This window comes from Saccharomonospora iraqiensis subsp. paurometabolica YIM 90007 (assembly GCF_000231035.2).
In the GTDB taxonomy this organism is placed as follows: Bacteria; Actinomycetota; Actinomycetes; order Mycobacteriales; family Pseudonocardiaceae; genus Saccharomonospora; species Saccharomonospora paurometabolica.
On record NZ_KI912247.1, the window covers coordinates 262,948 to 289,474 of the forward strand.

Sequence of the window (26,527 nt, forward strand, 5' to 3'; positions counted from 1 at the left end):
CGCAGGCCGCGGCATCCCCGGTGGCGAGGGCCGCCGCGGCGCGCACGACACGCGCGGGGGTGCCCGTGATGTCCCCGGGAAGCCGGTGCAGACCCTCCGCCGGTCCGTCGGCACCGCCGGGGACGAGCAGGTCGGTCACCAGGAGTTCCGCCACGGCCAGCTCCGCGGCCGTGTGCCAGTCACCGAGCTCGCACAGGTGCGCCAGCGCCTGCTCCGGCCGTCCGGCGGAGCGCAGCCACGCCGCCGTCCGACGGTGCGCCCCGGCCCACTCCCGGGGTGTCTCGGCCAGCCGGGCGCGCAGGAACCGCCGGAAGAACGGCGGGTACCGGTAGCCGTCGGCGGGCGGGGGAAGCGGTGCGACGAAGGTGTTCTCGCCCGGCAGCCTCCGTAGTGTCCGCGCGGCGCCCGGTCCCGCGAGTGCCTCCGCGATCCCGGTGGACACGGGTTCGGGCACCGAGGTGTGCAGCAACAGCTCCCGCACCGGCCCGGGTTTCGGGTCCAGCACCTCGGCCCGGAGGTAGTCGTCGACGTCGGGGAGCTCGCCGGGCGGTTCGCCCGGTCCTTCCCGGGCGTCCGGCACCGGGTGTTCGGCGAGGTGGCGGCCGACCAGCCGCAGCCCGGCCGCCCAGCCGTCGTAGTGCTCGGTGAGCCGGTGCACCGTGTCCGGGTCGACGTCCGCACCGAGACCGGTGAACAGCCGGGCGGCCTCGTCGTCGTCGAACGCCAGGTCGGCGGTGCGCAGTTCGGCGAGGCTGTCGGTGAGCCGGTACCGGTAGAGCGGCAGCGGCGGGTCGGTGCGGCCGGACAGCACGAGGCGCAACCGTCCGGACGTGTGGCGCAGCAGGAAGTCGACCCCGACGGCGGCATCGGAGGCGCCCCGGCCGCCGTCGTGGGACCCCGGTATCCGCCCGGTGCGGGAGGCGGGGACGTCGTAGTCATCGAGCACCAGGGTCAGCACCCGGCCGCATCCGGCCACCGCGCCGGCGACCGCCCGCAGCCGCGCCCGGTCCATCCCCACCGCGTCGGGGTTCGTGCGGTGCCCGTTGCCGGACGGTAGCGACACGCCGAGGTCGGCCAGCCGGTCGAGCAGCAGTGTCCAGAACGGATCGTCGGCGTCCTCGAACGAGATCCACCCGGTGTCGGCCGCATCCCGCGTGCGGGCCCATTCGGCGAGCAGCGAGGTCTTGCCTGTGCCCGCCGGGGCGCTGACCACGGTCAACGGGCGCGCCACGGCGTCGTGCAGCCGTCGCACCGTCCGGGTGCGGGACACGGCGCAGGACGGAGCCGCGGGCACGGCGAACCGGCCCGCCGGATCCGTCCATCCGGCCCGATGCCCCGAGGGGCCGTCCGTGCCGGGTTCCCGCATGAGGTCGCCCCGCCCGGGCCCGATGTCCACCGGCACCCACCTTCCCGACGCCGTGCGCGTCGTCGCGGTGTGACACGTCGCGGTGCTGACGCGCGACCGCCCTGGTGGCCTCTGCTCGCCTGTCCCGACCGTGACGGTAGGCGGTGCGGGAGAGGTTCCACCACGGACGAAAGACCCCGGCCGGGACGGCCGTTGGGGCCGGGCGTGCCGCCGGTGGTCCCGATCCCGTCGGCACGGGGCCGATTCATCCGCCACGCATGATGTGCGGGTGGGGGCGACGTTCGATCGTGGAGATGCCATCCGTGATGTCGTCGAAGGGACCGTCATGAGTGAGACGTCGCAGAACCCCCAGGCACAGCAGACCGAGCGGGTCGGCACCCAGCGCGTCCCGCCGCAGACCCGCGGTGCGGACACCGAGGCCGTCCGCGCCCGGACGGAGGGCCCTTCCGCGGCGCAGCCCGGTGGTCAGGTCTTCGGCGGGCCCGCAGGCATCATGTTCGCCTCGTCGGTGCTGGGGCTGATCGGGGCCTTCCAGCTGATCGTGGGGCTGACCACGATCCTGAACAGCGCGTTCTACGCGGTCAGCGAGAGCAGCCTCGCGCTGAACGTGGACTACGTGATCTGGGGCTGGGTGCACCTCGGTATCGGTGCGCTGGCCGTGGCCACCGCACTCGCGCTGTTCACCGGACAGACCTGGGCACGGGTCACGGGTATCGCCATCGCGTCGATCAGCGCGATCGTGAGCATGGCCTTCATCCCCGCGTTCCCCGTGTGGGCGTTGACGATCATCGCCGTCGACGTGGTGGCCATCTACGCCATCGCCGTCCACGGCAGGAGGTCCGAGACGAGCTGACCGGGACGGGTCGCCGGGGAGCTCCGGCGACCCTGCCGGTGTACGCTCACTCGCCGCCGGCCGGTGCCGGGGAGCGGTACCGGAGACCGTGTGGGCGCTTGGCACGGGTGCGGCAGGCGATGCGCCGGGCGCCGGTGACGTTCATCCGCCACCGGGCGAGCCGTTCGCTCACCCGGTAGTGGCGGGCGACCGAGGCGTCCGTCCAGTCGCGGAACGCCGCCGCGCGTGCCGCGTCGCACGGCACCAGCAGTTCCCCGGACAGTTCCGTGGCCTCCTGCTCGACTGCCGAGTACGACGTCGGCCGCGGGCCGGGCCTGCAGCCCGTGCCGTCGGTGACCAGGACACCGAACTCGTGTTCCAGCAGCACGTGCGCCATCTCGTGGGCGACCGTCGACCGACGGCGGGTGTCGTCGTGGACGTGGTTCTCCACGATCACGGTGGCCGTGCCGGTGGCCAGCAGGGCACCGGAGAAGGCGGACGCGGCGGGCCCGGTGAAGTGCCGCACCGCCTCGGTGGGTAGCCACGGGGCGCTCAGGTCGAACACCGGGATGCCGTAGAGGTCCGCGAGGGCGTACGGGTCGAGCGGCGCGAACGTGTCCACACCCAGCTCCGCCCGCACGTCGAGCGCGAGCCGTCGCGCGGTCGCCTTGAAACCGTGCCGCAGGGCCACCTCACCCCTCCCGTCGGTCCGCCTTGATCCGCCGCATGGTGGCGCCGAGGATGTCCAGCAGGTAGTCCTTGTCCGCCTCGGTGAGGTCGTCCCGGGCGCGCAGCAGCAGCGCGAGCTGCGTCTCGAGGCTGACGGTCGTGTCCCGGTGCCCGCCGGGCTCCACCATGAACTCCTCGGCGGGGGTGCCGAGCCATTGCACCAGCGCGATGAACCCGTCGAGGTCGGGGCGCTGCCCGTTGCCCATCCGGCTCAGCAGGGACGGGCTCACCCCCGCCCGCTCGGCGAGCTGCCGCCACGAGATTCCCTGGGCCCTGCGCTGGGCGTCCAGGGCGTCGTAGAGGCGACGCGCGTCCATCCGGCCTTCCATCTCCCCGCCTTCCGTCCGTTGCACTTTCACTATCACAGGGGTGTGTCGTTGCTGCCACGCGCCTTGCGCACCCGATACGGTGTTGCGAAACTGCGACACGAAGGAGCGGGCGATGGCGACGCGGTACTCGGTGGTGTTCCGGTTCTCCCCGGACTCGCTGACCTGGCTGGTCCGCCGGGAGGGCGCGGTGCTGTCCCGGTGGTGCCGCAAACGCGACGCGGTGGCCGAGGCCGCCCGGCTCGCCCGCGGGGACGCACCGAGCACGCTCACCATCGGCGGGATGGACGGCGACGATCCCGGCGGGTCCGGTGCCCACCGCCTGCGCCGGTACGACCGGCCGTCCGGACGCGACCTCGGACGCGCGGACGGGACGCGGGCGCAGTAGCGTAGGCCACGATGAAGCGCTTACTGGTGGGTGCGATGTGCGCCGCTCTGCTGGGGGCCGCCTGTGGCGGGCCCGACGACCAACCCGCCGCGCCCGAGGGCACGGCGACCGGACCGGCGGGCACCGGTTCGCCGACCTCGCCACCCACCACCGGCACCGCCGGGACACCCACCGGGGAGTGCGCCGACGTCATCTCCGGGCTCTCCACCCGGGAGCGGCTCGCGCAGCTGCTGGTGGTCGGGGTGCCGCCCGGCGACCCGGAGGCCGCGGTCGCGACGGTCCGCGAGCACCAGCTCGGCGGCGTGTTCATCGGGGGCAACGCCACCGCGTTGTTCACCGGGGACGCTCTCTCCCGGATGCAGGAGGCCACGGACCTGCCGGTGTCGGTGGCCGTGGACGACGAGGGCGGCCGGGTGCAGCGCCTGGACGACCTCGTCGGCGACATCCCGAGTGCCCGGGAGATGGCCCGCACGATGTCGCCGGACGAGGTGCGCGAGCTGGCCCGTGAACGCGGTGAGCAGATGCGGGAGTACGGCGTCACCGTCGACTACGCCCCGGTGCTCGACCTGACCGAGGGCGCCGCGGGCGGGGTGATCGGCGACCGCTCGTTCGGCGCCGATCCGCAGACGGCCACCGAGTACGCGCTCGCCTTCTCCGAGGGGCTCGCGGAGGCCGGCATCCGGCCGGTGGTCAAGCACTTCCCCGGCCACGGCCGCGCCGACGGTGACTCGCACCAGGAGCTGGTGACCACGCCGCCACTCGACGAACTCCGGGAGCGCGACCTGGTGCCCTACGAGAGTCTCGGGGAGTTCCCCGCCGACACCGGCGTCATGGTCGGCCACCTGAACGTGCCGGGGCTCACCGACGGCGAACCGGCGTCAGTGTCCGCGCCCGCCTACGAGCTGCTCCGGCAGGACTACTCCTTCGACGGGGTCGTCCTCACCGACGACCTGGGCGCCATGCGGGCGATCTCCGACCGCTACCCGCTGCCGGAGGCGGTGCTGCGGGCGCTGCAGGCCGGCGCGGACCGGCCGCTGTGGTCGTCCGGGGGCGACGTCGGTCCGGTGCTCGACCGGCTGGAACGGGCCGTGGCCGACGGCGAGCTGTCCACCGAAACCGTCACCGAGTCGCTGAACCGGGTGTTATCGGACAAGGGCGTCTGCGGCTGACCGCGCTCCGGCCGACCCGGCGCCGCCGGAGGCGCACCCCGGTCGGGGGTGCGCCGGTGCGCCTCAGGGGCGTGCGGTGGTGAGGTTCGCGATCACCGCGTCCAGGTCGAGGTGCCGCCCCTCGGAGCCCGGCGGCACCCGGGAGAGGGTCTCGTCGAGGAACAGGCACACGTCCTGCCTGCTGATCTCCACGGTCGCGTAGCCGTCGGGCGACTCCAGTTCGATGACGAGCACGTCTCCGTTCCCGGCCGGGAGGTCGTCCTGCGTCGAGAGATCGGGGCGGATACGGATGTCGCCGATCCCCGCGGGCTCGGACAGCCCGGTGAGCAACAGGTCGCGGGCGAACTCCCACTCGACCCACTCGCCCGGTTCCACCCGGAAGGCGAGGGCCACCGTGAAGGGTTCGTCCACCGTGAAGGCGAGTCTCGACAGAACCGGGCTCGCGCAGCCGTTGAGATACACGAACTGGCTCTGCTGTACGGCGTTGTTGGCGTTGTCGTCCACGGCACGCTCCCTGTTCCTCCGTGCCGCCCGCCTGGCGCGCGCGGTCCTCTACTAAGAAAGACGTCCGAGCGGCGCTGAGGTGATGCGCCATTCGGGCGAATCTTGCCGTCGGAGACGCACAGTGAAGCAGGTGTCGGGTCTACTGCCCCGAGCGGGGAGTGTCGCGCGACCTGGGAAACGTCCCGTCTCCGACGGGTCGGTGCCCTGGTATTCACTCGATCGAGTCGTGTTTGTCAGGTGACCGGAGTTCACGCGTGACAGCGGCCGATCGGGGCGGTAAACACCGAGTGGATCTTTTCGGTGGGCGCGTGCGTCGGGGGACGTACGGGAAGTGCGGCGAATTCGGGGGTGCGTGGCGATGGAGGGACGACCGTGATGGCGCCCGACGTTCTGCGCAGGACACCGCACGACGACGGGCTGCTCGACCGGACGGGCATCCTCTGCGCGAGCACCCCCGTCCGGCGGCACACGGCGACCGACCCGGAGGACGACCCGCCGGACGCGGTCCCGCGGGTGCCCCGGTCCAGCCTCGCCGGAGCGGCGGCGGCGGTGCTGATGCTGATCGTGGCGATCGGCGCCGTCACCGACCGCGACCTCCGGCCGCACGGACCTTCCCCGGTGGTGGCCGACGGCGACTCCGGCACGGCGGGCCCGTCGAGCCGCCCCCGGGACACCGGGGACACCGAACCCCCGACGGTCGCGGCCGAGGGCACCGGACCCGGCCCCGACGACGCCCTTCTCCCCGGATCGGCTCCCCCGACCGACTCCCCGGCTCCCGCCGGGGAGTCGGTCGGTCCGGCCCGGACCGGGCCCGACACCGGGGAGAGCGGCCCCGCAGGGCTCGGGAAGACAGCGGACCCGCCGGCGGTTCGGGACGAGGTGGCGGTCGCGGCCACACCGACCGACCCGATCGGCATCCCGGAACGGTCGACCGCGCCGACGTCCGTTCCCGACGGCGCGCGGACGGACCTCGGTGCCGCACGGTTCGATCGCCCGGACCCGGTAGCGGGGGACCACCCGGAGGCCGCGGTCACCGAGTGGTTCGCGGAGGTCGCCGAGCGATACCGGCGGTACCGCGAATCCACGGACCACCCGGGCCCGGCGGACCCCGGACATCTCCGTGACTCCCGGGATCCGCACGGACCGGGGGAGCTCTGCGACGCCCCCGACCACCACGACAGCCGGCACGCCCGCGACCACCGGGGTTCCCGGGACGGCGACCCCCGCGGCGCCCCCGCGCGGCCCGACTCCCGTGATCCGTCCGCGGTCCGGGACCGGGAGGACCCGCACGACCCCGACCGGCACGGTCACCGGCAGGCGGCCGAGCGGTGGGACCGGTGGAACCGGTGGGATCGGGACTGACCACCCGGCCGCGGGACGGTCGACCGGGGCCGCGATTTCCCCTGACCGGGGCGGACGCCGCCACGCGGCTGTGATGCCGCTCACAGGGCAATCCTCTACCGGGAAGTATCCCATAGAAGTGGGCGCAGGCCGGTCTCCCAGTCCCTGTTTCCCGATGCCGGCCCCGTGGAGGAGTGCAGGTGTCCACGCAGGACCTCGGTGTCGCGGCGGTGTTGGTCGGACTCGGCGGATGGTTGCCGCCGAGGACGGTGGACAACCACGAACTGTCCCGGCGCCTGGACACCTCGGACGAGTGGATCCGCACCCGGACCGGCATCGCGAGCAGGCACGTCGTCGACCCCGATCTCTCCACAGTGGACATGGCGGTGGAGGCGGGCGCCCGTGCGTTGCGCTCCGCGGCGGCCACCGGGGGAAGCGGCCCGGGAGAAGGGGCCGACGGGGCGGACGGGGAGGCGGTCGACGCCGTGGTGCTCGCGACCGCGACACCGGATCACCCCTGTCCGGCCAGCGCTCCCCAGGTCGCCAGCCGACTCGGCCTGGGCGGGGCGGCGGCGTTCGACGTGAACGCGGTGTGCAGCGGTTTCGTCTACGCGCTCGCCACCGCCACCGGACTGATCGCCGCCGGGGCGGCGCGGCGGGTGCTCCTCGTGGGCGCCGACGCCTTCACCACGCTGCTCGACCCCGCGGACCGCGGCACTGTGCCCATCTTCGGCGACGGCGCGGGTGCGATGGTGCTGCGGGCCGGGACCGCCGGCGAACCGGGTGCGGTCGGTCCGTTCGACCTGCACAGCGACGGCGAGCTGGCCGACCTCCTGATCGTGCCCGCGGGAGGCACCCGGTGCCCCACCTCCGAGGATCCGCGCGACCGTTACTTCTCGATGCAGGGGCCCGCCGTGTTCCGCCACGCGACGGCCCGGATGGCCGAGTCGTCGCGTGCCGTGCTGGACCGGGCGGGGTGGACCCCGGGTGACGTCGACCGGTTCGTCGGGCACCAGGCCAACCTGCGGATCCTGCAGACCACCGCGAAGAGCCTCGGCCTGCCCGCCGACTGTCTGGTGACCAACATCGAGCACACCGGGAACACCAGCGCGGCGTCGATCCCGTTGGCGATGGCCGACGCCGTGGCGGACGGCACCCTGTGCGCCGGGGACCGCGTGCTGATGACCGCGTTCGGCGCCGGACTCACCTGGGGCTCGGCGCTGCTGCGGTGGCCTTGGCTCACCCTGGCGGAGTGAGTCGGCGCGGCGCCGCCTCAGGCGACGACGGCGGTGAACGCGCGCGTGTCGGTGTCGCGCCCGCGCAGGTGGAGGTCGGCGTGGTGGCGCCAGTAGGCCCGTTCGGCCCCGGCGGCCGCGTCGATCGTGTCGTGGCCCGCGAGGATGCGGCCGGGTAGCTCCTTGGCCTGCTCGGTCAGCCGCGCGGCCTCGTTGACGGCGTCGCCGATCACCGTGTACTCCAGTCGGCTGCGGGTGCCCAGCTGCCCCGCGAACACCTGCCCGGTGGCGACCCCGATGCCCAGGTCCAGCTCTCCGCGTTCCCGTGTCGAGTCCCGGATGAGCCGTGCCGCCCGCAGCGCCGCCGTCGCCGCGTCGGCGTGCGTGGTCGGCGCCCCGAACACGCACAGCGCGGCGTCCCCCTGGAACTTGTTGACCAGCCCGCCGTGGGTGTCCACCGCCCGGACGACGTCGGTGAACAGTCCGTTCAACCGGCGGACGACCTGCTCGGGTGGGGTGTTCGCGGCCAGCGCGGTCGAGTCGACGACGTCCACGAACAGTGCCGTCACCGTGCGCACATCCCCGGACAGGGAGATGCCGTGCTCCAGCGTGTGCCGCGCCACGTCGTCGCCGACGTGCCTGCCGAACAGGTCGCGGAGCCGTTCCTGCTCGGCCAGCCCGGAGGCCAGGTCGTTGACCGAGGCCTGCAGCATGCCGATCTCGCTCGCGTCGTTCAGGTCGATCGCGATGTCGCGACGGCCCCGGGCGATGTCGTCGAGCGCCAGCCGCAGCTGGTGCAGCGGGGCGGCGACCCCGCGGGCGAGCAGTCCCGTGCCCAGCGCCCCCACCACCAGGCCGATCACCGCCAGGGACACCAGGGTCAGCGTCGGGTCCCCGGTGCCCACGTCCGGTGGCAGCACGACCAGCAGCACCCCGAACAACGGCACCCCGCTGGACAGGCTCCACGTGACCACGAGCCTGCGCAGCACCGTCGCGGGCAGCCGTCCGCCCACGGGTGACGCGACGGCCAGCGCCAGTGACATCAGCGGCCGGGCGATCCGTTCACTGGCGAGGTAGGTCATCCCCACCGTGGCCAGGCCGCCGAGCACGATCGCCAGCACCACGCCCATGGCGTCCAGCCACGACCCGAAGACGGCGGTGAGCACCCCCAAAGCCACGGCGCCACCCACCCAGAGTGTGCCGCTGACCGTGGCGAGGTCGACGGGGATGCGCAGGGCCCGCGCCGCCTCCGCCTGCTTCGGTCTGCGCCCGGCGAGGAACCACACCACGGTGCGGCGCTGCAGGAACACCGTCCACGCCGTGCCGATGACGAAGGCCAGCAGCACGTACCCACCGGCGCAGACCAGCACGATCCAGCGGTCGTCGCCGACCTCGGCGGGAATGTCCAGCAGGAACAACAGCAGCAGCACCAGGCCGGCACCGCAGAAGCTGGTGCCGATCCCGATCGTGGCGAAACCCACGCTGGTGCGGAGCACGGTACGGACACGTGCGGACAACCCTCGGACCACCCGGGGATCGTAGGTGCCCGACCGACCCCGACGTAATGCCCGACCGCTGTCGTCGTCCGGCGGTCGGCCCGCGGATGGTCGGGATCAGGAGGCGCGCCTGCGCTCCGGACCCCGTTCGGCCTCGCCGACCGCCTGCTCCAGCTCCGCGCGGTTCATCTTCGAGCGGCCCCGGATCCCGAGGTCCCGGGCCCGGCGGTCGAGTTCGGCCTTGGTCAACTCCGACAGGTCGGGTGCGGACGTCCGCCCGGCCTTGGCCGCCCGCTCACCGTCCCCGTCCGTGCCCGCACCGGTGTCCTCGTCCCGTTTCCCGGTGGTACGCCGCCCGCCGCGGGCCGGTTTCCGCCCGCCGTCGGCTGCCTCCCGCGCGGGTTCCTCCGCGGGCTCCCCGCCATGTCTGCGCCCCTCGACGCTGCGGGACAGGGCGTCGAACAGGTCCACGACCTTGGTCGCCTCGGGAGGCGACTCGGCCGGGGTGATGGTGCGGCCCGCGCGTTTGTCCTCGATGAGCTGCATGACCCGCTGGGTGTAGGTGTCGTGGTACTCCTCCGGACGCCACTCGTCGGCCATCGACTCGATCAGGCTCACCGCCATGTCGACCTCCTTGCCGCGGGCCTGACCGGCCTGGGGCAGCTTGGTGATCTCCTTCGCCGGGTCCCGGATGTCCTCCGGGAACAGCAGGGTGTTCAGCACCAGGACACCGTCGCCGGAGCGGACCGCGGCGATGTGTTCCTTGCCGCGCATCACGAACCGGGCCAGGCCTGCCCGGTTGGTCCGCCCCATCGCGTCGATCAGCAGGCTGTAGGCACGGCCGAACTCCTCCCGGGCCGGGGCGAGCCAGTAGGTCTTGCTGAAGTACACCGGATCGATCTCGTCGAGGTCCACGAAGGCGTCGATGTCGATCGTGCGGGAGCGTCCGGGGGCGACCTCGTCCAGCTCCTCCGGTTCGACGATCACGTACTCGTCCCCGCCGAGGTCGTAGCCCTTGACGATCTCGTCGTACGGCACCTCCTCGCCGGTGCGCTCGTTCACCCGCTTGTAGCGGATCCGGTCGGCGGTGCCGCGCTGGAACTGCCGGAAGTGCACCGTGTGGTCCTGGGTGGCGCTGTAGAGCTCGACCGGCACGGTCACCAGACCGAAGTTGAGGGCCCCGCTCCAGATGGCTCGTGCCACGACTCCTCCGGCTCACTCCGTGTCGTCGGGTGCCCGGGCGCCGACCACCGGCCCGGCGGCGGCCCGGTCGCCCGGGGTGGCGTCCCGGTCGTCCCGCTTGATCAGCAGCCACTGCTCCTGGACGGGGCTCTCCCTGGTGCGGATCATGTCGAACGCGCCGCGCAGCCTGCGGCCCTCGAGCCACAGGTTCAGCCGGCCCGCCGTGAGGCCGCGCTCCACCGGTTCGTCGGTGACGTTGTCGAACGTGCCGGAGTCCCACACCAACGCCGCGGTCGTCGGTGCCCCGCGCTCGGCCGGGAGGTCGCCGGTCCGGATGGCGAGCCGCTTGTCGCCCGGATCCAGGGACGGTTCGCTGGGGATCGCCCAGGACACGAGCGCACCACCGATCTCGAGCCGGAACTCGTAGTGCAGGCTCGACGCATCGTCACGTTCAATCACGTAGAGTGACTGTCTTTGCTGTGCCGTCGCGCCCGCCCGATCATCCGCAGAGTGTCGAGGGCGCGGTGTCGCAGACGTTGCGTCCAGCGCGTCCTGATCCGCCATGCGAGCGGTATACCCGCAGGTGAGCTGGGGAAACGCCACGACGGTGGGGTGTGGTCGCCGGTGGGTGGGTCCCCGTTGGGCCCGACGGGGGACCCACCGACCGTCCATCGAGGGACACCGTCCCGTGAGCGAAACGTGCCCTTCAGTGCAGGGAGCCCGATCCGGGTGACAGTGTGTGACCACCCACCCGGGTGGTCAGAGCTGGTCCTCGTCGACCAGTCCGCTGCGCAACTTCTTCAGGGTCCGCGCGAGCAGCCGGGAGACGTGCATCTGCGAGATCCCGATGCGTTCGGCGATCTGGGTCTGCGTCATGTTGTGCACGAACCGCAGGGCCAGGATCGTGCGTTCCCGCTCCGGCAACTGCTTGACCAGCGGCTGCAGCGTCTCGTGGTTCTCCACCCCCGCCAGCGCCGCGTCCTCCTCGCCGAGGGTGTCACCGAGCGCGAGGTTCTCGGTGTCGGCGGAGAGCACCTCGTCCAGCGACATCGAGTGGTAGGCGTTGCCCGCCTCCAGGCCCTCGAACACCTCCTCGGCACTCAGGCCGAGGTGTTGGGCGATCTCGCTCGGTGTCGGTGCCCGGCCGAGACGCTGCGAGAGCTGGGTGCTCGCGTTGTTGATCGACAGGTGCAGTTCCTTGAGCCTGCGCGGCACGCGGATCACCCAGCCGGTGTCCCGGAAGTGCCTGCGGACCTCGCCCATCACGGTGGGGACGGCGAAGGACAGGAAGTCCGAACCGCGCCGGGGATCGAACCGGTCGACAGCGTTGATCAACCCGACCCGGGCCACCTGGACCAGGTCCTCCTTGGCCACGCCACGACCCGAGAACCGCTGGGCGATGTGCTCGGCGAGTGGCAGGAACCCGGTGACCAGCTCCTGCCGGAGCTCGGCCCGCCGCGGATTCTCCTCGTCGAGGTCGACGAACTCCTCGAACAGCGGGTTGAGGTGTTCGTAGTCGTCCGACGGGGTGCGCGGTCCCTGTGTGGTCGATTCGGTCACGTAAGAGTCGGCTTCCGTTTCGCGAGCTCGATGTGGATCCAGTTCCGTTGTCCGTTCTGCGTCCCCGGTTCCGCCCAGGCGTCGGCCGAGTCGGCGAGCGTGGTCAGCACCCGCCACCCGAACGACGCCGTGCTCGGCGCGTCGGACTCGCCGGAGGTGACCGCACCCCGGAAACGCAACTGGTCGTCGCTGATCGTGAACCGGCACACCATCGTGCTGCCCTCGACGGCACGGGTGATCAACGTCGAACAGGCCTCGTCGACGGCGAGCCGCAGATCCGAGATCGCGTCGAGGTCGAAATCCGCGCGCATGGCGATACTCGCCGCGACCGACCGGATGATGGGCAGGTGCACCAGGCTCGCCCCGAGCCGGAGTTCGATGTCGTCCTGTGCCCCGACGTCGTTGTGCGCCCCGACGTCACTGGACGGCGGCTTGGTCTCGGTCACTGTCACCTCGGTGTCTTGCCGACCGTTCAACGTTGTCCGCCTACGGTAGTCCTCATCACGCTTGCCCTCCCTCAGTCGTGCCGCAGAATCGCGCCGAATCCCTCGGTGAGGTCGACTCGATCGCCCACATGGATGACATCGGCGTCGGTCATCGCCGCGGCGACCGGCAGCGCCTCGTCGGCGCGGGCGCGGCGGACATTCTCGTCGCCGAGGGCCCGCAACGCCTCCTCCTGGGCGGCCAGCAGGTACGGCTCGGACCCCACGGAGACCTCCGCGTCTCCCGGGTCACCCACGAGCAGCGTCTCGACGTTGGCTTCACGCAGCGCCGTGGTGACCGCCTCGAGCCCCTGCACCGCGAGCCCGGTCGGCTTGGCCAGCGCGGCGGTGAACCGTTCGACACCGTTCTCCCGACGCTGCCGGGTAGCCTCCGTGAGCAGCTCGTTGACCTGGTGGTCCAGCTCCTGCCCGCTCGACCCCTGGTGCCTGCCGCCTGCGCCGACCTCGGTGGCGTGCTCCCGGACGGTCTCCGGCAGCGCCTCGATCAGCGCCTTGCGTGGTTCCGGGGCACCCGCCGAGACCACGAGACTCGCACCGATCCGGCGGGCGACGGACCCGACATGGTCGGCGGCGAGCTCGATGTTCTGCTTCACCAGCTCCTCGGCGTGTTGCTGGATGTTGCGGTGCGCCCACGCGCCACCCCGTGGCTTGTGGATGTGGTGCTCATTACCTTCAACGGTCCGCGCGTCCACGATGTTCCCCCGCTCGTCGACGGCGGTGATGTCGGCGCCGACGCTGTCCACGATGGCGACCACGTGCGGCGGGGGCAGTTCGCCGTGTTCGGCCAGCGGCACGAGATACGGCCGCTCGGACACGCGGGCGACACTGGCGGCGGGCGGTTCGCTGAGGTGCTGGTCGAGCAGCACCGCATCACCGGCCGCGATGAGAGCGCGGCCGCTGACCCCGACGGGGGCCTCGCCTTCGAGTACCGACGCCTCCAGCGCGTCCAGCATCGAGCTGTCCGCCCCCTGCCCGGACAGCTGTTCGCGCAGGTCACGCCACTTCAGTTCGAGCTGCTTGGACGCGTCCTCGGTGTCGTGCGTGTCCTCGAAGTAGACCGAGGCGAACGGGCCGTCGGCCGTGACCAGCTCGCGCAACCTCGCAGTGTCCACTCGTACCTCCCTCGTGCGACGACTCGTCACGGAACGACTACCCGGTAGGGGGGAGGTGAAACGTGGACGAAGATCGGGAAAGGGGTCCCCGCCGGTGACACCGGCCACCCTTTCGGGTGCTGCTGCGGGTGTTCCCCGTCGTGCGTCCTAGGGTCGGCCGACGTGAGTGCGCGATGATCTGGTGGCATGCGGTCCTGATCGCCGTCGCCGGCGTCTGGGCGGGAATGATCAATACGGTCGTGGGGTCCGGCACGCTCGTGACGTTCCCCGTGCTCGTCGCGCTCGGCTACCCGCCGGTCACCGCGACGACGTCGAACGCGATCGGGCTGGCCCCCGGCAGCATCAGCGGCGCGATCGGCTACCGCCACGAACTCGGCGGTCAGTGGCGGAACCTTCTGGTGTTCACCCCCGCGTCGCTCGTCGGTGCGATCGGCGGCACGATCCTGTTGCTGTCGCTGCCGCCGGACGCCTTCGAGACGGTGGTGCCGTTCCTCATCGGTCTCGCCGTCGTGCTCGTGCTCGTCCAGCCGCGGGTGTCGACGTGGGTGCTCGCCCGCCGGGAGAAGCGGGCCGCGGACCGCGGGGAGCCGGACGGACGTGGGGCGGGTGGCACCGTCCTGCTGGTCGCGCTGATCCTCCTCATCGGCGTCTACGGCGGCTACTTCACCGCCGCCCAGGGCGTGATGCTCATGGCGGTCATGGGGATGCTGATGACCGAGTCGCTGCAGCAGCTCAACGGCATCAAGAACGTGCTCGCCGCCGTGGTCAACGTCGTCGCCGGAGCCGTCTACGCCTTCGTGGCCCCGATCAGCTGGGCCGCCGTGGCCCTGCTCGCGGTCGGCTCCGTCGTCGGCGGCCTGCTCGGTGCCCGCATCGGCCGCAAGCTGTCCCCGAAGGCCCTGCGCGCCGTCATCGTCACCATCGGCGTCGCCGCCATGCTCCAACTCCTCCTCCGCTGACCCCCCACCCGCGAGTCGCCACCCCAAACCCGCGAGTCGCCACCCCGTGCCGGCGAGTCGACACTCCATGCCTGCGAGTCGCCGCTCCGTGCCCGCGAGTCGCCGCTCCGTGCCCGCGAGTTCACACGTGCACCGTCGTGCGGCCGTCCGGGTCGGCCGGGCCCCCGCGTCGCACGGTCCGGGTGACCGCCGCCGCGGGTGGCCCGGCCGTGCCGGTCAGCCCGGGAACGTGCGGGCCGCCTCCAGCAGCACGTCGTTCTCCTCCGGGGTGCCCACGGTGATCCGCACACCCTCCCCGGTGAACGGGCGCACGACCACCTTGTGCTCCAGCGTGTGCTCGGCGAAGGCGTCCGTGCGCTCGCCCAGCGGCAGCCACACGAAGTTCGCCTGGGTCTCCGGGACGGCGTAGTCGGCGGCGGTGAGCGCGTCGTACACCCGGGTGCGCTCCCGCACGATGTCGGCGCAACGGGCGAGCAGCTCCTCCCTGGCGTCCAGGGAGGCCAGCGCCGCCGTCTGCGCGAGCGCGTTCACGCTGAACGCCACGTACACCTTGCGCACCGCCTCGATCACCGGGGCGGCGGCAACGGCGTAGCCGACCCGCAGCCCCGCCAGCCCGTACGCCTTGGAGAACGTGCGCAGCACCGCGACGTTCGGCCGGTTGGTGAACTCCAGCCCGTCGGGGACGTCCGGGTCGGTGACGAACTCGCGGTAGGCCTCGTCGAGTACCACGAGGACGTTCCCGGGTACGGCGTCGAGGAACCGGACCAGTTCCGCGCGGCGCACCGCGGTACCGGTCGGGTTGTTCGGGTTGCACACGAAGACCACGCGGGTCCGGTCGGTGATCGCGTCCAGCATCGCGGTCAGGTCATGGTGGTGCGAGTCGGTCAGCGGGACGCGCACGGGTGTGGCGTTGCCCACCTGCGTCACGATCGGATACGCCTCGAACGAGCGCCAGGCGAACAGCACCTCGTCGCCCGGTTCGCACAGCGCCTGGACGAACTGCTGGCACAACGACACCGAGCCGCAGCCCACGGCGACCCGTTCCCCGGGCACGTCGAGCTCCCGCGCGAGGCGGTCCACCAGTGCCCACGCGCCCATGTCCGGATAGCGGTTGACCTCCGCCGTCGCCCGCGCGATCGCGTCCGAGACGCTCGGTAACGGGCCGCCCGGGACCTCGTTGCTGGCCAGCTTGATCGCCCCCGGGACGGTGCGGCCGGGGACGTAGGGCGGCAGCGCCGCGAGGTCGGCGCGGGTCGGGACGGTGGGGGACATGGCGGCTCCTCGGCGTCGCGAAAACATTCCGGGACCAACCTATATCCCGTCCGATATCTTCCGGTCGACGTTGACCTCGGGTGCAGTAACAGTGGTTGAGTGGACCCATGACGCAGACGCACACGCACGACTACGAGCGCGCCGACGGGCGGGGTATCACCATGACCTACGCCGAACCCGACGGCGCGGTGCGCGGCGGGCTGGTGGTGCTGCACGAGGTGGGCGGTGTGACCGAGGCGGCGCGGTTCCTGGTCGCGTCCCTGGCCGGTGAGGGATGGCTCGCGGTCACGCCGCACCTGCAGGACCTCGATGGCAGGCACAGCGGACAGGACCTGCTGTCGGCCACCGACACGACGTTGGCGTGGCTGGTGGACGACCGGGGCATCCGGGGCGACCTGCTCGGCGTCGTCGGTTTCGACCTGGGGGGAACGGCGTCACTGGTGGTGGCGGCCAACCGTGAGCTCGGGGCGGCGGTGAGTGTCGGCGGCCGGGGCCTGACCACCCCCGCCTCGCCTGAACTCCCGGCACTGACCGACATCGCCGGTGGGCTACGGAGCCCCTGGCTGGGGCTGTACGGCGACGACGGGGACCAGACCGGCGAGGCTGAGGTTGAATGTCTCCGCGAGGCCGCGTCCGCGGCGAAGGTCGCGACGAACGTCGTCCGCTACGCGGGCGCCAGCCACCGCTTCGACACCGCCCCGGACGCCGCCGCCGAAGCCTGGGAACGCACCCTGGCCTGGTTCGACGCCCACCTCCGCTGACCACCCCGCACCCGTTGTTTGCCGTGAGGGGCACTTTCCCTGCCTGTGACGCAGTGAATGTGCCCCTCACGGCGTGTGACGCAGGGAAAGTGCCCTTCACGGCAACACCCGCGGCGTGGGAATCGTGTGGTTTCCGGACGGGGTGGGCGGCCCCCGGCGTGGCCTAAGCTGCGGCCATGAGTGCTGACGCTGACGAACCCGAAGTCCTGTGGCGGCCGAGCGAGCAGCAGGTGGAGCGCACCCGGATCGCGGATTTCCGGCGCTGGTTGCACCGGCAGCGTGGCGTGCGGGTGGACGACTACGACCAGCTGTGGTCGTTTTCCACCGGATCGGTGCCCGAGTTCTGGTCCGCGCTGGCCGAGTACCTCGGTGTGCGCTGGCACGACGAGCCGGGTGAGGTGCTGTCCGGGGGCACGATGCCGGGCGTGCGGTGGTTCTCCGGCGGCACGCTGAACTACGCCGAGCACGCGCTCGGCCGGGACGTCGCCGGCGCGGCCAAGTCGGACGACGACGTCGCGCTTCTCTTCGAGCGCGAGGACGGGGTTTCGGAGCAGGTCACCTTCGGTGTGCTCCGGGCGCAGGTCGCCGCGATGCGCTCGGCGCTGTCCGACCTGGGGGTCACGAAGGGCGACCGGGTGGTCGCGCTCGCGCCGAACTGCCCGCAGACCCTGGTGGCCTTCCTCGCCACCGCCAGCCTCGGCGCGGTCTGGTCGTCGTGTTCGCCCGACTTCGGTGTGCGCGCCGTCGCCGACCGGTTCACCCAGATCGAGCCGAAGGTCCTCGTCGCCGTGAACGGCTACGTCTACAACGGCCGCTCGTTCGACGTCCGGCCGACGGTCGAGCAGCTGCGCGCCGACCTCCCCGGCCTGGCCGCCACGGTGCTGGTGGACTACGAGGGCGACGGGAAAATGCAGGGCGCGCTCGACTGGGACGCGCTGCTCGACGAGCACGCCGGCGCGGACCTGGAGTTCGAGCCGGTCGAGTTCGATCACCCGCTGTGGGTGCTGTACTCGTCCGGAACCACCGGCCTGCCGAAGGGCATCGTGCAGGGGCACGGGGGCATCACCCTCGAACACCTGAAGATGCTGGCCCTGCACAGCGACCTCGGACCGGGCGACCGGTTCCTCTGGTTCACCACCACCGGCTGGATGATGTGGAACTTCCTGATCTCCGGCCTGCTGGTGGGCACGACCGTGGTCCTCTACGACGGCAGCCCCGGCTACCCGGACCTGCGGACCCTGTGGCGACTGGCCGAGCGGCACGAGGTGACCTACTTCGGCACGTCCGCGCCGTTCGTGCAGAGCTGCCTGAAGGAGGGGCTGCGTCCCGCGGCCGAGTTCGACCTCTCCGCGCTGCGCACGCTCGGTTCCACCGGCGCCCCGTTGACGACCGACGGCTTCCGCTGGATCGCCGACGAGGTGGGCGAACACGTGCAGATCGCGTCCGTGTCCGGCGGCACCGACCTGTGCACGGCGTTCGTCGGCGCGTCCCCGGACGTGCCGGTGTGGCTGGGTGAGCTGTCCTGCCGCTGCCTCGGCGCGGCGGTGGCCGCCTACGACGACGCGGGCAACGAGCTCGTCGACCGGGTCGGGGAGCTGGTCATCACCGCGCCGATGCCGTCGATGCCGGTGTCCTTCTGGAACGACCCGGACGGCACCCGGCTGCGCGAGTCGTACTTCGAGGACTTCCCGGGCGTGTGGCGGCACGGCGACTGGATCAAGATCACCGACCGCGGCTCGGCGATCATCTACGGCCGCAGCGATTCGACCCTGAACCGCGGCGGCGTGCGCATGGGCACCGCCGAATTCTACCGGGTCGTGGAGGGCTTCGACGACGTCCGCGACTCGCTCGTCATCGACACCTCGGCGAACGAGGAGGGGGAGCTGCTGTGCTTCCTCGTGCTGTCCGAGGGCGCGTCGCTGGAGGATCTCGAGCCGGGACTGCGCCGGGAGCTGCGCAAGGCACTCTCCCCCCGGCACGTGCCCGACCGTTTCGTCGTGGTCGACGCCGTGCCGCGCACACTGAACGGCAAGAAGTGCGAGGTCCCGGTGAAGAAGATCCTCCGTGGCGTCGACCCGGACACCGCCGTCAGCCGGGACGCGCTGGCGAACCCGGACTCCCTGGGCCCGTTCGTGGCCTACGCGAGCAGCGAATGAGCCGGTCACGCCGTTGACGGGGCCGCCGACCCACCCGGGGGAGGGGGTGGGTCGGAAAGCCCTGGCGTCGACGTGTACGCTATGGTCAGTGCTCAAGAGCTGGGAGGCTTCGCCTAGTCTGGTCTATGGCGCCGCACTGCTAATGCGGTTGGGGGTCTCCCCCTCCCGGGTTCAAATCCCGGAGCCTCCGCCGGGGTTCGGCCCAGCCGAGCGCCAGCCCGACCCGGTCGGGTAAAACTGAAGACGATGCGCCCGTAGCTCAACGGATAGAGCATCTGACTACGGATCAGAAGGTTTGGGGTTCGAATCCCTACGGGCGCGCAAGGAACCTCCGAGTCTGCGACTCGGAGGTTCCTTATTGCGCAGTGCAATCCCCAGTGCATTGCACATGGAGTGCACATCGGGATCATAGGCCTAAGGAAGTCGGCTGCCGTTCCGTAGCTGTGTGTCACCCCGCCGCTTCTCGGGGACGTCGGCTACCTCGTCGGGATAATCAGAGGAGAAGTGCGAGGGACTCAGGGCGGCAGCCGATGACTCACGTCAGGAGATGGCCGGCGACGATAGCGGTATGAACGATGAACCGTTACCACAGCCGGGGTCGCCGGACCTCGACGTGTTGCCGACCGAGGTCCACAGGTTACTGTACGCTTACCTGTACGAGCGCCGCGACAACCCTCCAACGATGCGGGAGATTCGAGCATACGCAGCCGATACGCTCGGGGAGGCGCATGCACAGACGGATCGGCGCGTCCGCGACTTGCGGGACTACTTCGACGTGCCAGCCGTCCGTTCTGGCAGGGAACACGTTTACCCGCTCACTGGATGGTCGAAGGGTAAAAAGTCCGGTCAGCGGAAGGGGTTAAGCACGCGTTTGCGTGCCGAGGTTCTCGCTCCGCAGCGTTGTGCGCAGTGTGGGCGTACGCCATTGACGCATGAGGTCGTGTTGGTCGTTGACCATAAACTTCCGCGAGAGTGGGGTGGAACGGATGACATCGATAACCTCCAGCCGCTCTGCGAAGAATGCAATGCCGGGAAAAAATCCTTCTATGCAACGTACGACGAATACGCTGACGAGATCGCCGCAGCGTCGATGCACCCCGAGCCGCACGGTCGGATCGGTGAACTGTTGAAAGCTTTTCGTGGAGACTGGGTGCCATCGGGCCTTATAGGCGTTGTCGCGTCGATTCAGCAGTACCAGGAGGACTGGCACAAGCGCATGCGAGAATTGCGTTTACTGGGGTGGAAGATCTCCTACAAGCGCGTCAAGGACCCCCAAACGGGACGAACTAATACCTGGTACCGGGCCGAACACTGGGAGCCATGGCCGGACGGCTCTGTCAGGTCTGAGATAGCGCGTCGCGACCCATCGAACAGGCACAATATACGCTGAGGCTGTTTAGGGTGCCCCGCCGTCGGCGGCGTCCGGCCAAGCGGGGCACCCTAGCTGATACGCGCCCTGTGCTTGAGGAATAGATCGTGGCGGTCATGGCTTTCCTGACCAACGAAGGCCTTGAAGTCACCGAGCTTGTACCTCGTCTTGGCTCCCACTGTCTTGATGTGGACGTGGAAATCCCGGCTAAGGAGCCCGATACGACGCTCGAGTTCAGCTGGGTCAGCGAGCCCGGCCGACTTCATCAAGTGTTCTGGGGTGACGAAGTCTGTCGAAGATCGGAGTGCCTTGTATATCGGATCATGATCGATGTTATCCAGCGAGCGCGGGTTGCCTGTGCGCTGGAACGCCCGCCTGATAGCTGCGCCGACGGCGTACGCAACGGGCGGTGGGAACGCGTTGCCAATTTGCCGGTACCGGGACGTCTTACGGCCTGTGAAGTCCCACGGGTAAGCATTTGACCAGCCTTGAATGCGAGCGACCATCTCGCATGTGAGCTTAGGTACGAAGTCGGTAGGACTGTCTGCTGGCGGAGGTGCGTCAGCGAGGCCAAGGGCGTCTACTCCCATCTCCGCCCACGCTCGTTTTGCACGTGTCGGGCCCAAGTCGGCTCCGCCGTGCTTCTTCGAGCCTCCCACGATGGTTGGTGCGATTCGGTCAGCCTTCTTAGTCCACTGCTTTGCTCCGCGCCAGCCGTCCGACGCCATTAAGTCAGCGAGTGTTTCACCCACGGTCAGCGGTGATGGCTCCGTCTCAGGCCAGTAGAAGTACTGCGCATCCTCGGGTGTGAGGGCGACGAGGATAAAGCGCGGCCTCAGTTGCGGGACGCCGAAGTCGGACGCCTGCAGGAGTCGCCACTCCGCGACATAGCCAAGCTCAGCCAGACGATCTAAGACGTGCTGCCGGTAACCGGCGAAGCGTGGCATGCTCAGGCCGCGTACGTTCTCGAGCAGCAAAGCTCTGGGCTGTACAACAGCGGCTTGTTCGATGGCCCAGGCGAAGAGGTCGCGCTCGTCACCCGCGCCGAGTTGCTTGCCCGCAACGGAGAACGGCGGGCACGGTACGCCCCCAGCCAGTAGCGCGACGTCCTGATAGTCGGCTGGGTTCCAGACCGACGGGTCGGCGACGTCTCCTTCGGCGACCTTCCATGTTGAGCGGTTAGCCCTGAGTGTGTTGCATGCGTTCTCGTCGAGTTCGACCGCAAGTGCGTGCTCGAATCCGGCCCTCTCAAGACCGAGGGCCTGTCCTCCGGCGCCAGCGCAGATCTCAACCACTTCGTGCTCGGTCATGGTCTCTCCTTCCTGCGCCGCGCGGGGGCATGTCAGTATCCTGCCTCACGTCGGCCGCAGAGCTTGGGATGGTGTTGGTTATTGGGAGCTGTGTCGCAAGGTGGGCCCGAACGATCAAGGAAGAGCGATCGTGACCAGGCTCGATACCCTGCCCCGATGAGCGAGGGCCGCTCGCGCAATATGCGCGCCAACCGGCGGACGGACACGAAGCCCGAGGTTGCGTTACGCAGTGAGTTGCATCGTCTGGGTTATCGGTACCGCAAGGATCACAGGATGGACCTGCCTAGCGGTGTCCGTGTGCGGCCCGACATCGTCTTCACACGCCGCAAGTTGGCCGTCTTTGTCGACGGCTGCTTCTGGCATGTCTGTCCTGAGCATGGACGTCAGCCGACGCGCAACGAACGGTACTGGAGCCCCAAGCTACGGCGGAACGTCGAGCGGGACCGCCTGGCGGACGAAGCCTTGGCTGAGGCCGGTTGGCAAGTGCTGCGCATCTGGGAGCACGAGCTGCTGCACGAGGCTGTCGTCAGGGTTCAACGCACGATCGAACATAGGTTCGATAATAGGGTGAGGGGCTGATGAGGCGCAGCAACCCGATCGGGTATTGAGGGTGGCTTGCGAGGACGTTGCGGCGCGTCCTCGTCGGCGTGCCGCTGGGTGGCTGGACACTCGTTGCGTATGGGAGTCGCAAAGGGTGGCGATCAGCGGTAAGCGACCGTGGACACCTCGCACTCGCTTGAGTGAGAAGGATAAGTTGCTGAGGCGCCCCTGGTCTGATGAGACGTGCCAGCGCGCGGCTGCTTCCCTCGGTCCCTGGTGATTGTATAGCTTTGTCTCAATGGGGGTTCGGCTATCGAGCGGCGCTTGACTCTAGTCACGGAGCGGCAACTCGCGACCTCGGACCCTGTTGGTGGGATGTACGCTATTCAGGCGCTAGAAACGGCACCGAAGGGGTCACGGCCGCAGAGTCGGTCCTGGATTGCGGAAAGTGAAAGTCTGCGACGGCATGGTGGTGATGGGTTGACTGCTCGCAGCATGAGACAGCAATAGATTCCGAGACTCGGAAGCAAACTGTTGGTACTGTAAGGATTCTAGAAACCTGTGGAAAAGGTCCGCCGCGGGGTTTTCCGTATGTGGGGAGCTCCCCGCTCGTCCCTCGCGTTCCCGCGCTGAGCGCTTCAAACTCCACGCCTGACGAGACCACCTGCCCGTGTGTCGCCTGAAGCGGCGACTTCGACGGGCGCGCGTCCCGCGGTCGCAATAACGTCCTCCAGCGGCGGCGCTGGTGCGCCGCCTACGAACGACAAGGAGGACCCATGATTCGTACTCGGCGCGTGCTGGCGAGCGGATTCCTCGCCGCCGCGACGTTGTCGGTGGGCGCGGGCATGGCCCAGGCCGCCCCGGCCGAGGACCCGAAGGCCAACCCCGAAGCGGACGTCACCATTCAGACGAGTCAGCTGCCCGCGTGGATGGACGTGGACGCGGCGATGAACGGCTCGCTCGACTTCGTCGGTGAGACGTTGAGTGCCGGGCTGAACGGTGACTTCGCCAGGGGGATGGGCACCGACTAGCCCGCAGCCGTCTGACGATCGATTCACACACTACGGGCGTCGGCGGACAGGAAGCCGGCGTCATCCGTGCCTGCTCAATCGCGCGCACGCCTGCTTGCGCGTGAGCGGACGCCCCGCCCGATCCGGGCGGGGCGTTTCTGCTGCGGAGGGGAGGAGGCGAGGCGTGTCCGTTTGCGTACCACCCGTTCGGGGTAGCACCGGGCGAGGAGGTGATCGGAGATGACGGAGGACAACCCGGCTCGCCGGGACGAAGGAGCCTCGGAGGCGGACGAGGGCCCGTTGGATCGTGCGCAGAGCACGATCGACGAGGCCAAGGAGGTCGCCGAGGAGGACCGTCGTCTCAAGGAGGCGCAGGCCGGATTCGAGAACCTCCCGCTCGAGGATCCGCCGCAACACACCACGGGGCATACCCCGCCCTGACAAGTCGCACAGCGTCGTCACGCAGTACGTCCCCCGAAACCGCGTTGGCCGAATCGCATTGCGGATCGATAACCGACCGTGACACCGCGGGTGGTCGGAACGAAGTCCGACGGGGCCAGCATGGACCCCGTCAGGGTGAGATCCGAGCGGTTTTGGAGGGACGCGGGAGTGCGAGTGCACCGCGGCGACGTGGCAGTGAACGGCGTGACCCGGGGTGATGTCCGGTGACGGACACGGACGGGACCGCCACCGAGATCACCGAACGGACTCGCCACCTCTTCGAGTTCCTCCAGCGGGCACAGTCGCTGAAGACAACCGCACCCCGCACCCTCGACGCCTACCGGCGTGAGGGCGCGGTTCTGTGGTTGGACGACTGTGCGGCCGACCATCCCGCGGTCACACGCACGCACCACGATGACGATCACCCGGACCCGGACGACCCGATCCTGGTCATCGACCGGGTGCCCCGTGTCGACCCGCCGGGACCCGAGGGCGAGCTCCGGCGCTGGGTCGAGGAACCGTTCGATCAGCCGGACACCGAGCCGAGGCTGCGCCAGGCGATCCGGGTCCCCGCCGCTGAAGGCGTCGCCAGGGCCGACGACACCGTGGACGACGACACCGAGGACAGCGGAACCGACGCCTATGGCCCGCAAGCCGCCGGTCACCGCACGATCCGCCTCGCCGACTCCCCGGAGATCGAGGCCGCCTTCGACAGTTGGCTCGACGATTGGCGCGCCTGGGCGGAACAGGAGTCCCACGACCGGGTCGTGCGCGAGCAGTACAACGAACTGTTCTCCCTCTACGTCAGGTCCACCAACAGCCCGGAGGAGCTGGAACTGGTGCTGGGCACCGGTCTGCTCGCCTGGCGCCCCGACCGGCACGACCCCGTCCGGCGGCACATGCTGACCTGCCCGGTGTCCCTCCACTTCGACGAGGAGACCGCGCGGCTGTCCGTGCGCCGGAGTGACAGTCCGGAAGTGCTCAAGGTGGAGCTGGACATGCTCGACCCCGGGGTGATCCGCACCCCGGACAAGGTGAACGAGACGCGCGAGCTGGCCCGCGAGTTCGAGGCGCACCCGCTGCACCGGGAGGAGGCCGGCGCCCTCGCACGCAGGCTGGTGCACATCCTCGACTCCGACGGCGAATACCTCGACCAGGACACCGAACCCGCCGTCACCGGGCACGCGAGCGCCGCGTTCGCTCCCGCGCTCATCCTGCGCAGGCGTTCCCAGCGCGGCATGGTGGAGATCTTCGACTCGATCGTCTCGCAGCTCTCCGACACCGGCGCGGTGCCGGAGGGCGTGGTGCCGCTGGTCGACCCGGATCACCGGCCGCGCAGCGCCACCTACACCGGCGACGGCGCCCGGGTGGCCGTCGACGACGAGATGTTCCTGCCGATGCCGGTGAACGACCGGCAGCGCGACATCATCCAGCGGGTCGACAGGTCGGCGCAGGTGCTGGTGCAGGGGCCGCCCGGGACCGGCAAGACCTACACCGCCGCCGCGTTGCTCGCGCACCTGCTCGCCCAGGGCAAACGGGTTCTGGTCACCGCACACACCGACCGCGCGCTGCGGGAGGTGCGCGAGAAGCTCCCGGACACCATCAAGCCGCTGGCCGTGAGCGTGGTGGGCAGTTCACGGGAGGACATGTCCGACCTCAAGGTCGCCGTCGAACAGCTGGCCATGGCCAGGGCCGACTACGACCACGCGGACAACGCCAGCGCCATCCAGCAGTGTCTGGACCAGATCGACCGGCTGCGCCGCGAACGATCGTCGCTGCACAGCAAGCTGGTGAGCCGGCGCGAGCGGGAGGTCACCGAGTACGAACACGGCGGCTACACCGGCTCGCTCGCCCGGATCGCCCGCGACCACCGGGCCGACGCCGACCGGTACGGATGGTTGGCGGAACACGTGACGGTCGGTGCCGACGACCCGCCGCCGCTGACCGACGACGAGATCGGGCGGTGGCACGGACATCTGCGCGACGACGCCCTGGCCGCCGACGAGCCGGAGTCGGCGCGGCGACTGATCGCCACCGACCGCCTGTCCGAGCCGACCGCGTTCCTGCACGCGGTCACCACCGAGGACCGCGCCGCCGCCGAACGCCGGCCGCACGAGGAACTGACCTCGCACCCGGTGTTCGAAGCGGTGTCCCGGCTGGACACCGACGAGCGCGACGCACTCCAGCAGCGGCTGCGCGAGCTCGCCGACGAGGCTGACGTGCTCGCCGCGCGCCGGGAGGCCTGGATCGGCGACGCGCTCACCGACGTGCTCGCCGGCCGCGCGGGTCCGTGGCAGTCCCGGGGCGACGCGGTGGCCGAGCTGATCGACCGCGCCGCCGCACCCGTCGAGGCCCTGGGCATGCTCACCGAGGTGGAGCTGCCGGAGGACGACACCGCGCGCCTCGCGGCGCTGGCGGAGAGCGTGCGCGGCCACCTCGCCGACGGCGGGAAACTGAAGACCGACCCGGACGGCAGTCCGAAGCTCGGGCTGTTCGCCGCCAAGGTGCTCAAGAGCGCGGAGCCGCTGTTCGACACCGTGCGGGTCGACGGCCTGCCGCCCACCACGGTCGAGCGGTTGGACAGCGTGCTGCACGTCGCCGAGGCGCGCAAGACCTTGACCGCGTTGGACCGCCAGTGGCCCGAGGGCGTCGACGTGCCCGGCGACGACACCCTGGCGGCACGGCTGGAGTGGCACCGCACGGAGCTGGACCAGCTGCGGCGGGTGCTGAGCCTGGCCGACGAGCTGGAGCGGGAGTCGGCCCGGCTGGACGAGCTGGAGCTGCCGCCGCCGGACTGGGCCGACCTGCACAGCGTGCGGGAGTACGCCGACCTGGTGGACGCCGCCGCCGCGCAGGACGCCTGGACCGCGGCCCGGCAGCCGTTGCTGCGGCTGGAGCACACGCTCGACGAGGTGGCCCAGTGGTCCGACGCCGCACCGTGCGTGCACGCGCTGCACGAGGCGGTC

General features: G+C 70.5%; 24 protein-coding genes, 2 tRNA genes and 1 pseudogene. 15 read left to right on the plus strand and 12 right to left on the minus strand.

What is annotated here, in order from left to right; translation table 11 throughout:
* Window positions 1–1,396 (minus strand): annotated as a pseudogene (locus SACPADRAFT_RS33040) (hypothetical protein); the annotation flags it as partial.
* A 295-nt stretch (window positions 1,397–1,691) separates the two neighbouring features.
* Here SACPADRAFT_RS33040 and SACPADRAFT_RS0215560 point away from each other — a divergent pair.
* Window positions 1,692–2,219 (plus strand): DUF7144 family membrane protein, encoded by a 528-nt coding sequence (locus SACPADRAFT_RS0215560; RefSeq protein ID WP_007023629.1) that lies wholly within the window; start codon window positions 1,692–1,694, stop codon window positions 2,217–2,219.
* A 46-nt stretch (window positions 2,220–2,265) separates the two neighbouring features.
* Here SACPADRAFT_RS0215560 and SACPADRAFT_RS0215565 read toward each other — a convergent pair whose 3' ends face one another.
* Window positions 2,266–2,889 carry an ImmA/IrrE family metallo-endopeptidase gene (locus SACPADRAFT_RS0215565; RefSeq protein WP_007023630.1) on the minus strand — a complete coding sequence of 208 codons (624 nt, stop codon included), beginning with the start codon at window positions 2,887–2,889 and terminating at the stop codon, window positions 2,266–2,268.
* A gap of 1 nt (window position 2,890) precedes the next feature.
* Entirely contained in the window at window positions 2,891–3,256 is a 366-nt protein-coding gene (locus SACPADRAFT_RS0215570) for a helix-turn-helix domain-containing protein (protein ID WP_007023631.1), read from the minus strand.
* A 112-nt stretch (window positions 3,257–3,368) separates the two neighbouring features.
* Here SACPADRAFT_RS0215570 and SACPADRAFT_RS0215575 point away from each other — a divergent pair, with 112 nt between their 5' ends.
* Both SACPADRAFT_RS0215575 and SACPADRAFT_RS0215580 read left to right on the plus strand, forming a co-directional pair.
* Window positions 3,369–3,641: a DUF2188 domain-containing protein gene (locus SACPADRAFT_RS0215575; RefSeq protein WP_007023632.1), complete on the plus strand. Its 273-nt coding sequence runs from the start codon at window positions 3,369–3,371 to the stop codon at window positions 3,639–3,641.
* Between the two features lie 11 nt (window positions 3,642–3,652).
* A complete protein-coding gene (locus SACPADRAFT_RS0215580) occupies window positions 3,653–4,810 on the plus strand; it encodes a glycoside hydrolase family 3 N-terminal domain-containing protein (protein ID WP_007023633.1) in 1,158 nt (385 codons plus the stop codon).
* Window positions 4,811–4,873: 63 nt separating this feature from the next.
* On the opposite strand, the gene SACPADRAFT_RS0215585 is transcribed toward SACPADRAFT_RS0215580, so the two are convergent.
* A complete protein-coding gene (locus tag SACPADRAFT_RS0215585) occupies window positions 4,874–5,314 on the minus strand; it encodes an SsgA family sporulation/cell division regulator (protein WP_007023634.1) in 441 nt (146 codons plus the stop codon).
* Between the two features lie 375 nt (window positions 5,315–5,689).
* Between SACPADRAFT_RS0215585 and SACPADRAFT_RS28090 the strand changes: the two genes are divergently transcribed.
* Both SACPADRAFT_RS28090 and SACPADRAFT_RS0215595 read left to right on the plus strand, forming a co-directional pair.
* Window positions 5,690–6,676 carry a hypothetical protein gene (locus SACPADRAFT_RS28090; protein ID WP_007023635.1) on the plus strand — a complete coding sequence of 329 codons (987 nt, stop codon included), beginning with the start codon at window positions 5,690–5,692 and terminating at the stop codon, window positions 6,674–6,676.
* A gap of 179 nt (window positions 6,677–6,855) precedes the next feature.
* On the plus strand, window positions 6,856–7,911 hold the full coding sequence (locus SACPADRAFT_RS0215595) for a beta-ketoacyl-ACP synthase III (protein WP_007023636.1): 1,056 nt from the start codon (window positions 6,856–6,858) through the stop codon (window positions 7,909–7,911).
* Window positions 7,912–7,928: 17 nt separating this feature from the next.
* Here SACPADRAFT_RS0215595 and SACPADRAFT_RS0215600 read toward each other — a convergent pair whose 3' ends face one another.
* The 6 genes from SACPADRAFT_RS0215600 to SACPADRAFT_RS0215625 form a co-directional block, all read right to left on the minus strand.
* A complete protein-coding gene (locus tag SACPADRAFT_RS0215600) occupies window positions 7,929–9,386 on the minus strand; it encodes an adenylate/guanylate cyclase domain-containing protein (RefSeq protein WP_007023637.1) in 1,458 nt (485 codons plus the stop codon).
* 117 nt (window positions 9,387–9,503) lie between these two features.
* Window positions 9,504–10,589, minus strand: coding sequence for a non-homologous end joining protein Ku (gene ku, locus SACPADRAFT_RS0215605; protein ID WP_007023638.1), 1,086 nt, complete (start codon window positions 10,587–10,589; stop codon window positions 9,504–9,506).
* A gap of 12 nt (window positions 10,590–10,601) precedes the next feature.
* Entirely contained in the window at window positions 10,602–11,027 is a 426-nt protein-coding gene (locus SACPADRAFT_RS0215610) for a DNA polymerase ligase N-terminal domain-containing protein (protein ID WP_007023639.1), read from the minus strand.
* 300 nt (window positions 11,028–11,327) lie between these two features.
* Window positions 11,328–12,128 carry a SigB/SigF/SigG family RNA polymerase sigma factor gene (locus SACPADRAFT_RS0215615; protein WP_007023640.1) on the minus strand — a complete coding sequence of 267 codons (801 nt, stop codon included), beginning with the start codon at window positions 12,126–12,128 and terminating at the stop codon, window positions 11,328–11,330.
* Window positions 12,125–12,574, minus strand: coding sequence for an ATP-binding protein (locus SACPADRAFT_RS0215620; RefSeq protein WP_007023641.1), 450 nt, complete (start codon window positions 12,572–12,574; stop codon window positions 12,125–12,127). Before SACPADRAFT_RS0215620 ends, SACPADRAFT_RS0215615 begins: the two co-directional genes overlap by 4 nt.
* A gap of 71 nt (window positions 12,575–12,645) precedes the next feature.
* Entirely contained in the window at window positions 12,646–13,743 is a 1,098-nt protein-coding gene (locus SACPADRAFT_RS0215625; RefSeq protein ID WP_007023642.1) for an Rv2629 family ribosome hibernation factor, read from the minus strand.
* A gap of 173 nt (window positions 13,744–13,916) precedes the next feature.
* On the opposite strand from SACPADRAFT_RS0215625, the gene SACPADRAFT_RS0215630 reads away from it, so the two are divergent.
* Window positions 13,917–14,702, plus strand: a complete 786-nt coding sequence (locus tag SACPADRAFT_RS0215630) for a sulfite exporter TauE/SafE family protein (protein WP_007023643.1) — start codon at window positions 13,917–13,919, stop codon at window positions 14,700–14,702.
* 216 nt (window positions 14,703–14,918) lie between these two features.
* On the opposite strand, the gene hisC is transcribed toward SACPADRAFT_RS0215630, so the two are convergent.
* Complete coding sequence (gene hisC, locus SACPADRAFT_RS0215635; RefSeq protein ID WP_007023644.1) at window positions 14,919–15,974, minus strand: histidinol-phosphate transaminase; 1,056 nt, start codon at window positions 15,972–15,974, stop codon at window positions 14,919–14,921.
* Between the two features lie 107 nt (window positions 15,975–16,081).
* Here hisC and SACPADRAFT_RS0215640 point away from each other — a divergent pair, with 107 nt between their 5' ends.
* The 5 genes from SACPADRAFT_RS0215640 to SACPADRAFT_RS30665 all read left to right on the plus strand — a co-directional run bounded on the left by SACPADRAFT_RS0215640 (window position 16,082) and on the right by SACPADRAFT_RS30665 (window position 20,281).
* Entirely contained in the window at window positions 16,082–16,735 is a 654-nt protein-coding gene (locus tag SACPADRAFT_RS0215640) for a dienelactone hydrolase family protein (protein WP_007023645.1), read from the plus strand.
* Window positions 16,736–16,911: 176 nt separating this feature from the next.
* Window positions 16,912–18,891, plus strand: a complete 1,980-nt coding sequence (locus tag SACPADRAFT_RS0215645) for an acetoacetate--CoA ligase (RefSeq protein ID WP_028662493.1) — start codon at window positions 16,912–16,914, stop codon at window positions 18,889–18,891.
* A gap of 102 nt (window positions 18,892–18,993) precedes the next feature.
* Window positions 18,994–19,081, plus strand: a tRNA-Ser gene (locus tag SACPADRAFT_RS0215650).
* Between the two features lie 58 nt (window positions 19,082–19,139).
* A tRNA-Arg gene (locus tag SACPADRAFT_RS0215655) sits at window positions 19,140–19,212 on the plus strand.
* A gap of 247 nt (window positions 19,213–19,459) precedes the next feature.
* Complete coding sequence (locus SACPADRAFT_RS30665; RefSeq protein WP_040924451.1) at window positions 19,460–20,281, plus strand: HNH endonuclease; 822 nt, start codon at window positions 19,460–19,462, stop codon at window positions 20,279–20,281.
* 50 nt (window positions 20,282–20,331) lie between these two features.
* On the opposite strand, the gene SACPADRAFT_RS30670 is transcribed toward SACPADRAFT_RS30665, so the two are convergent.
* Window positions 20,332–21,570 carry a DNA cytosine methyltransferase gene (locus SACPADRAFT_RS30670; protein WP_007023648.1) on the minus strand — a complete coding sequence of 413 codons (1,239 nt, stop codon included), beginning with the start codon at window positions 21,568–21,570 and terminating at the stop codon, window positions 20,332–20,334.
* 156 nt (window positions 21,571–21,726) lie between these two features.
* On the opposite strand from SACPADRAFT_RS30670, the gene SACPADRAFT_RS0215665 reads away from it, so the two are divergent.
* The 4 genes from SACPADRAFT_RS0215665 to SACPADRAFT_RS0215680 form a co-directional block, all read left to right on the plus strand.
* Window positions 21,727–22,149 carry a very short patch repair endonuclease gene (locus SACPADRAFT_RS0215665; RefSeq protein ID WP_007023649.1) on the plus strand — a complete coding sequence of 141 codons (423 nt, stop codon included), beginning with the start codon at window positions 21,727–21,729 and terminating at the stop codon, window positions 22,147–22,149.
* A gap of 737 nt (window positions 22,150–22,886) precedes the next feature.
* Window positions 22,887–23,141, plus strand: a complete 255-nt coding sequence (locus SACPADRAFT_RS0215670) for a hypothetical protein (protein ID WP_007023650.1) — start codon at window positions 22,887–22,889, stop codon at window positions 23,139–23,141.
* A gap of 219 nt (window positions 23,142–23,360) precedes the next feature.
* Complete coding sequence (locus SACPADRAFT_RS0215675) at window positions 23,361–23,561, plus strand: hypothetical protein (protein ID WP_007023651.1); 201 nt, start codon at window positions 23,361–23,363, stop codon at window positions 23,559–23,561.
* Between the two features lie 224 nt (window positions 23,562–23,785).
* Window positions 23,786–26,527, plus strand: a 2,742-nt coding sequence (locus SACPADRAFT_RS0215680) for an AAA domain-containing protein (protein ID WP_007023652.1), incomplete at its 3' end; no start/stop codon positions are given.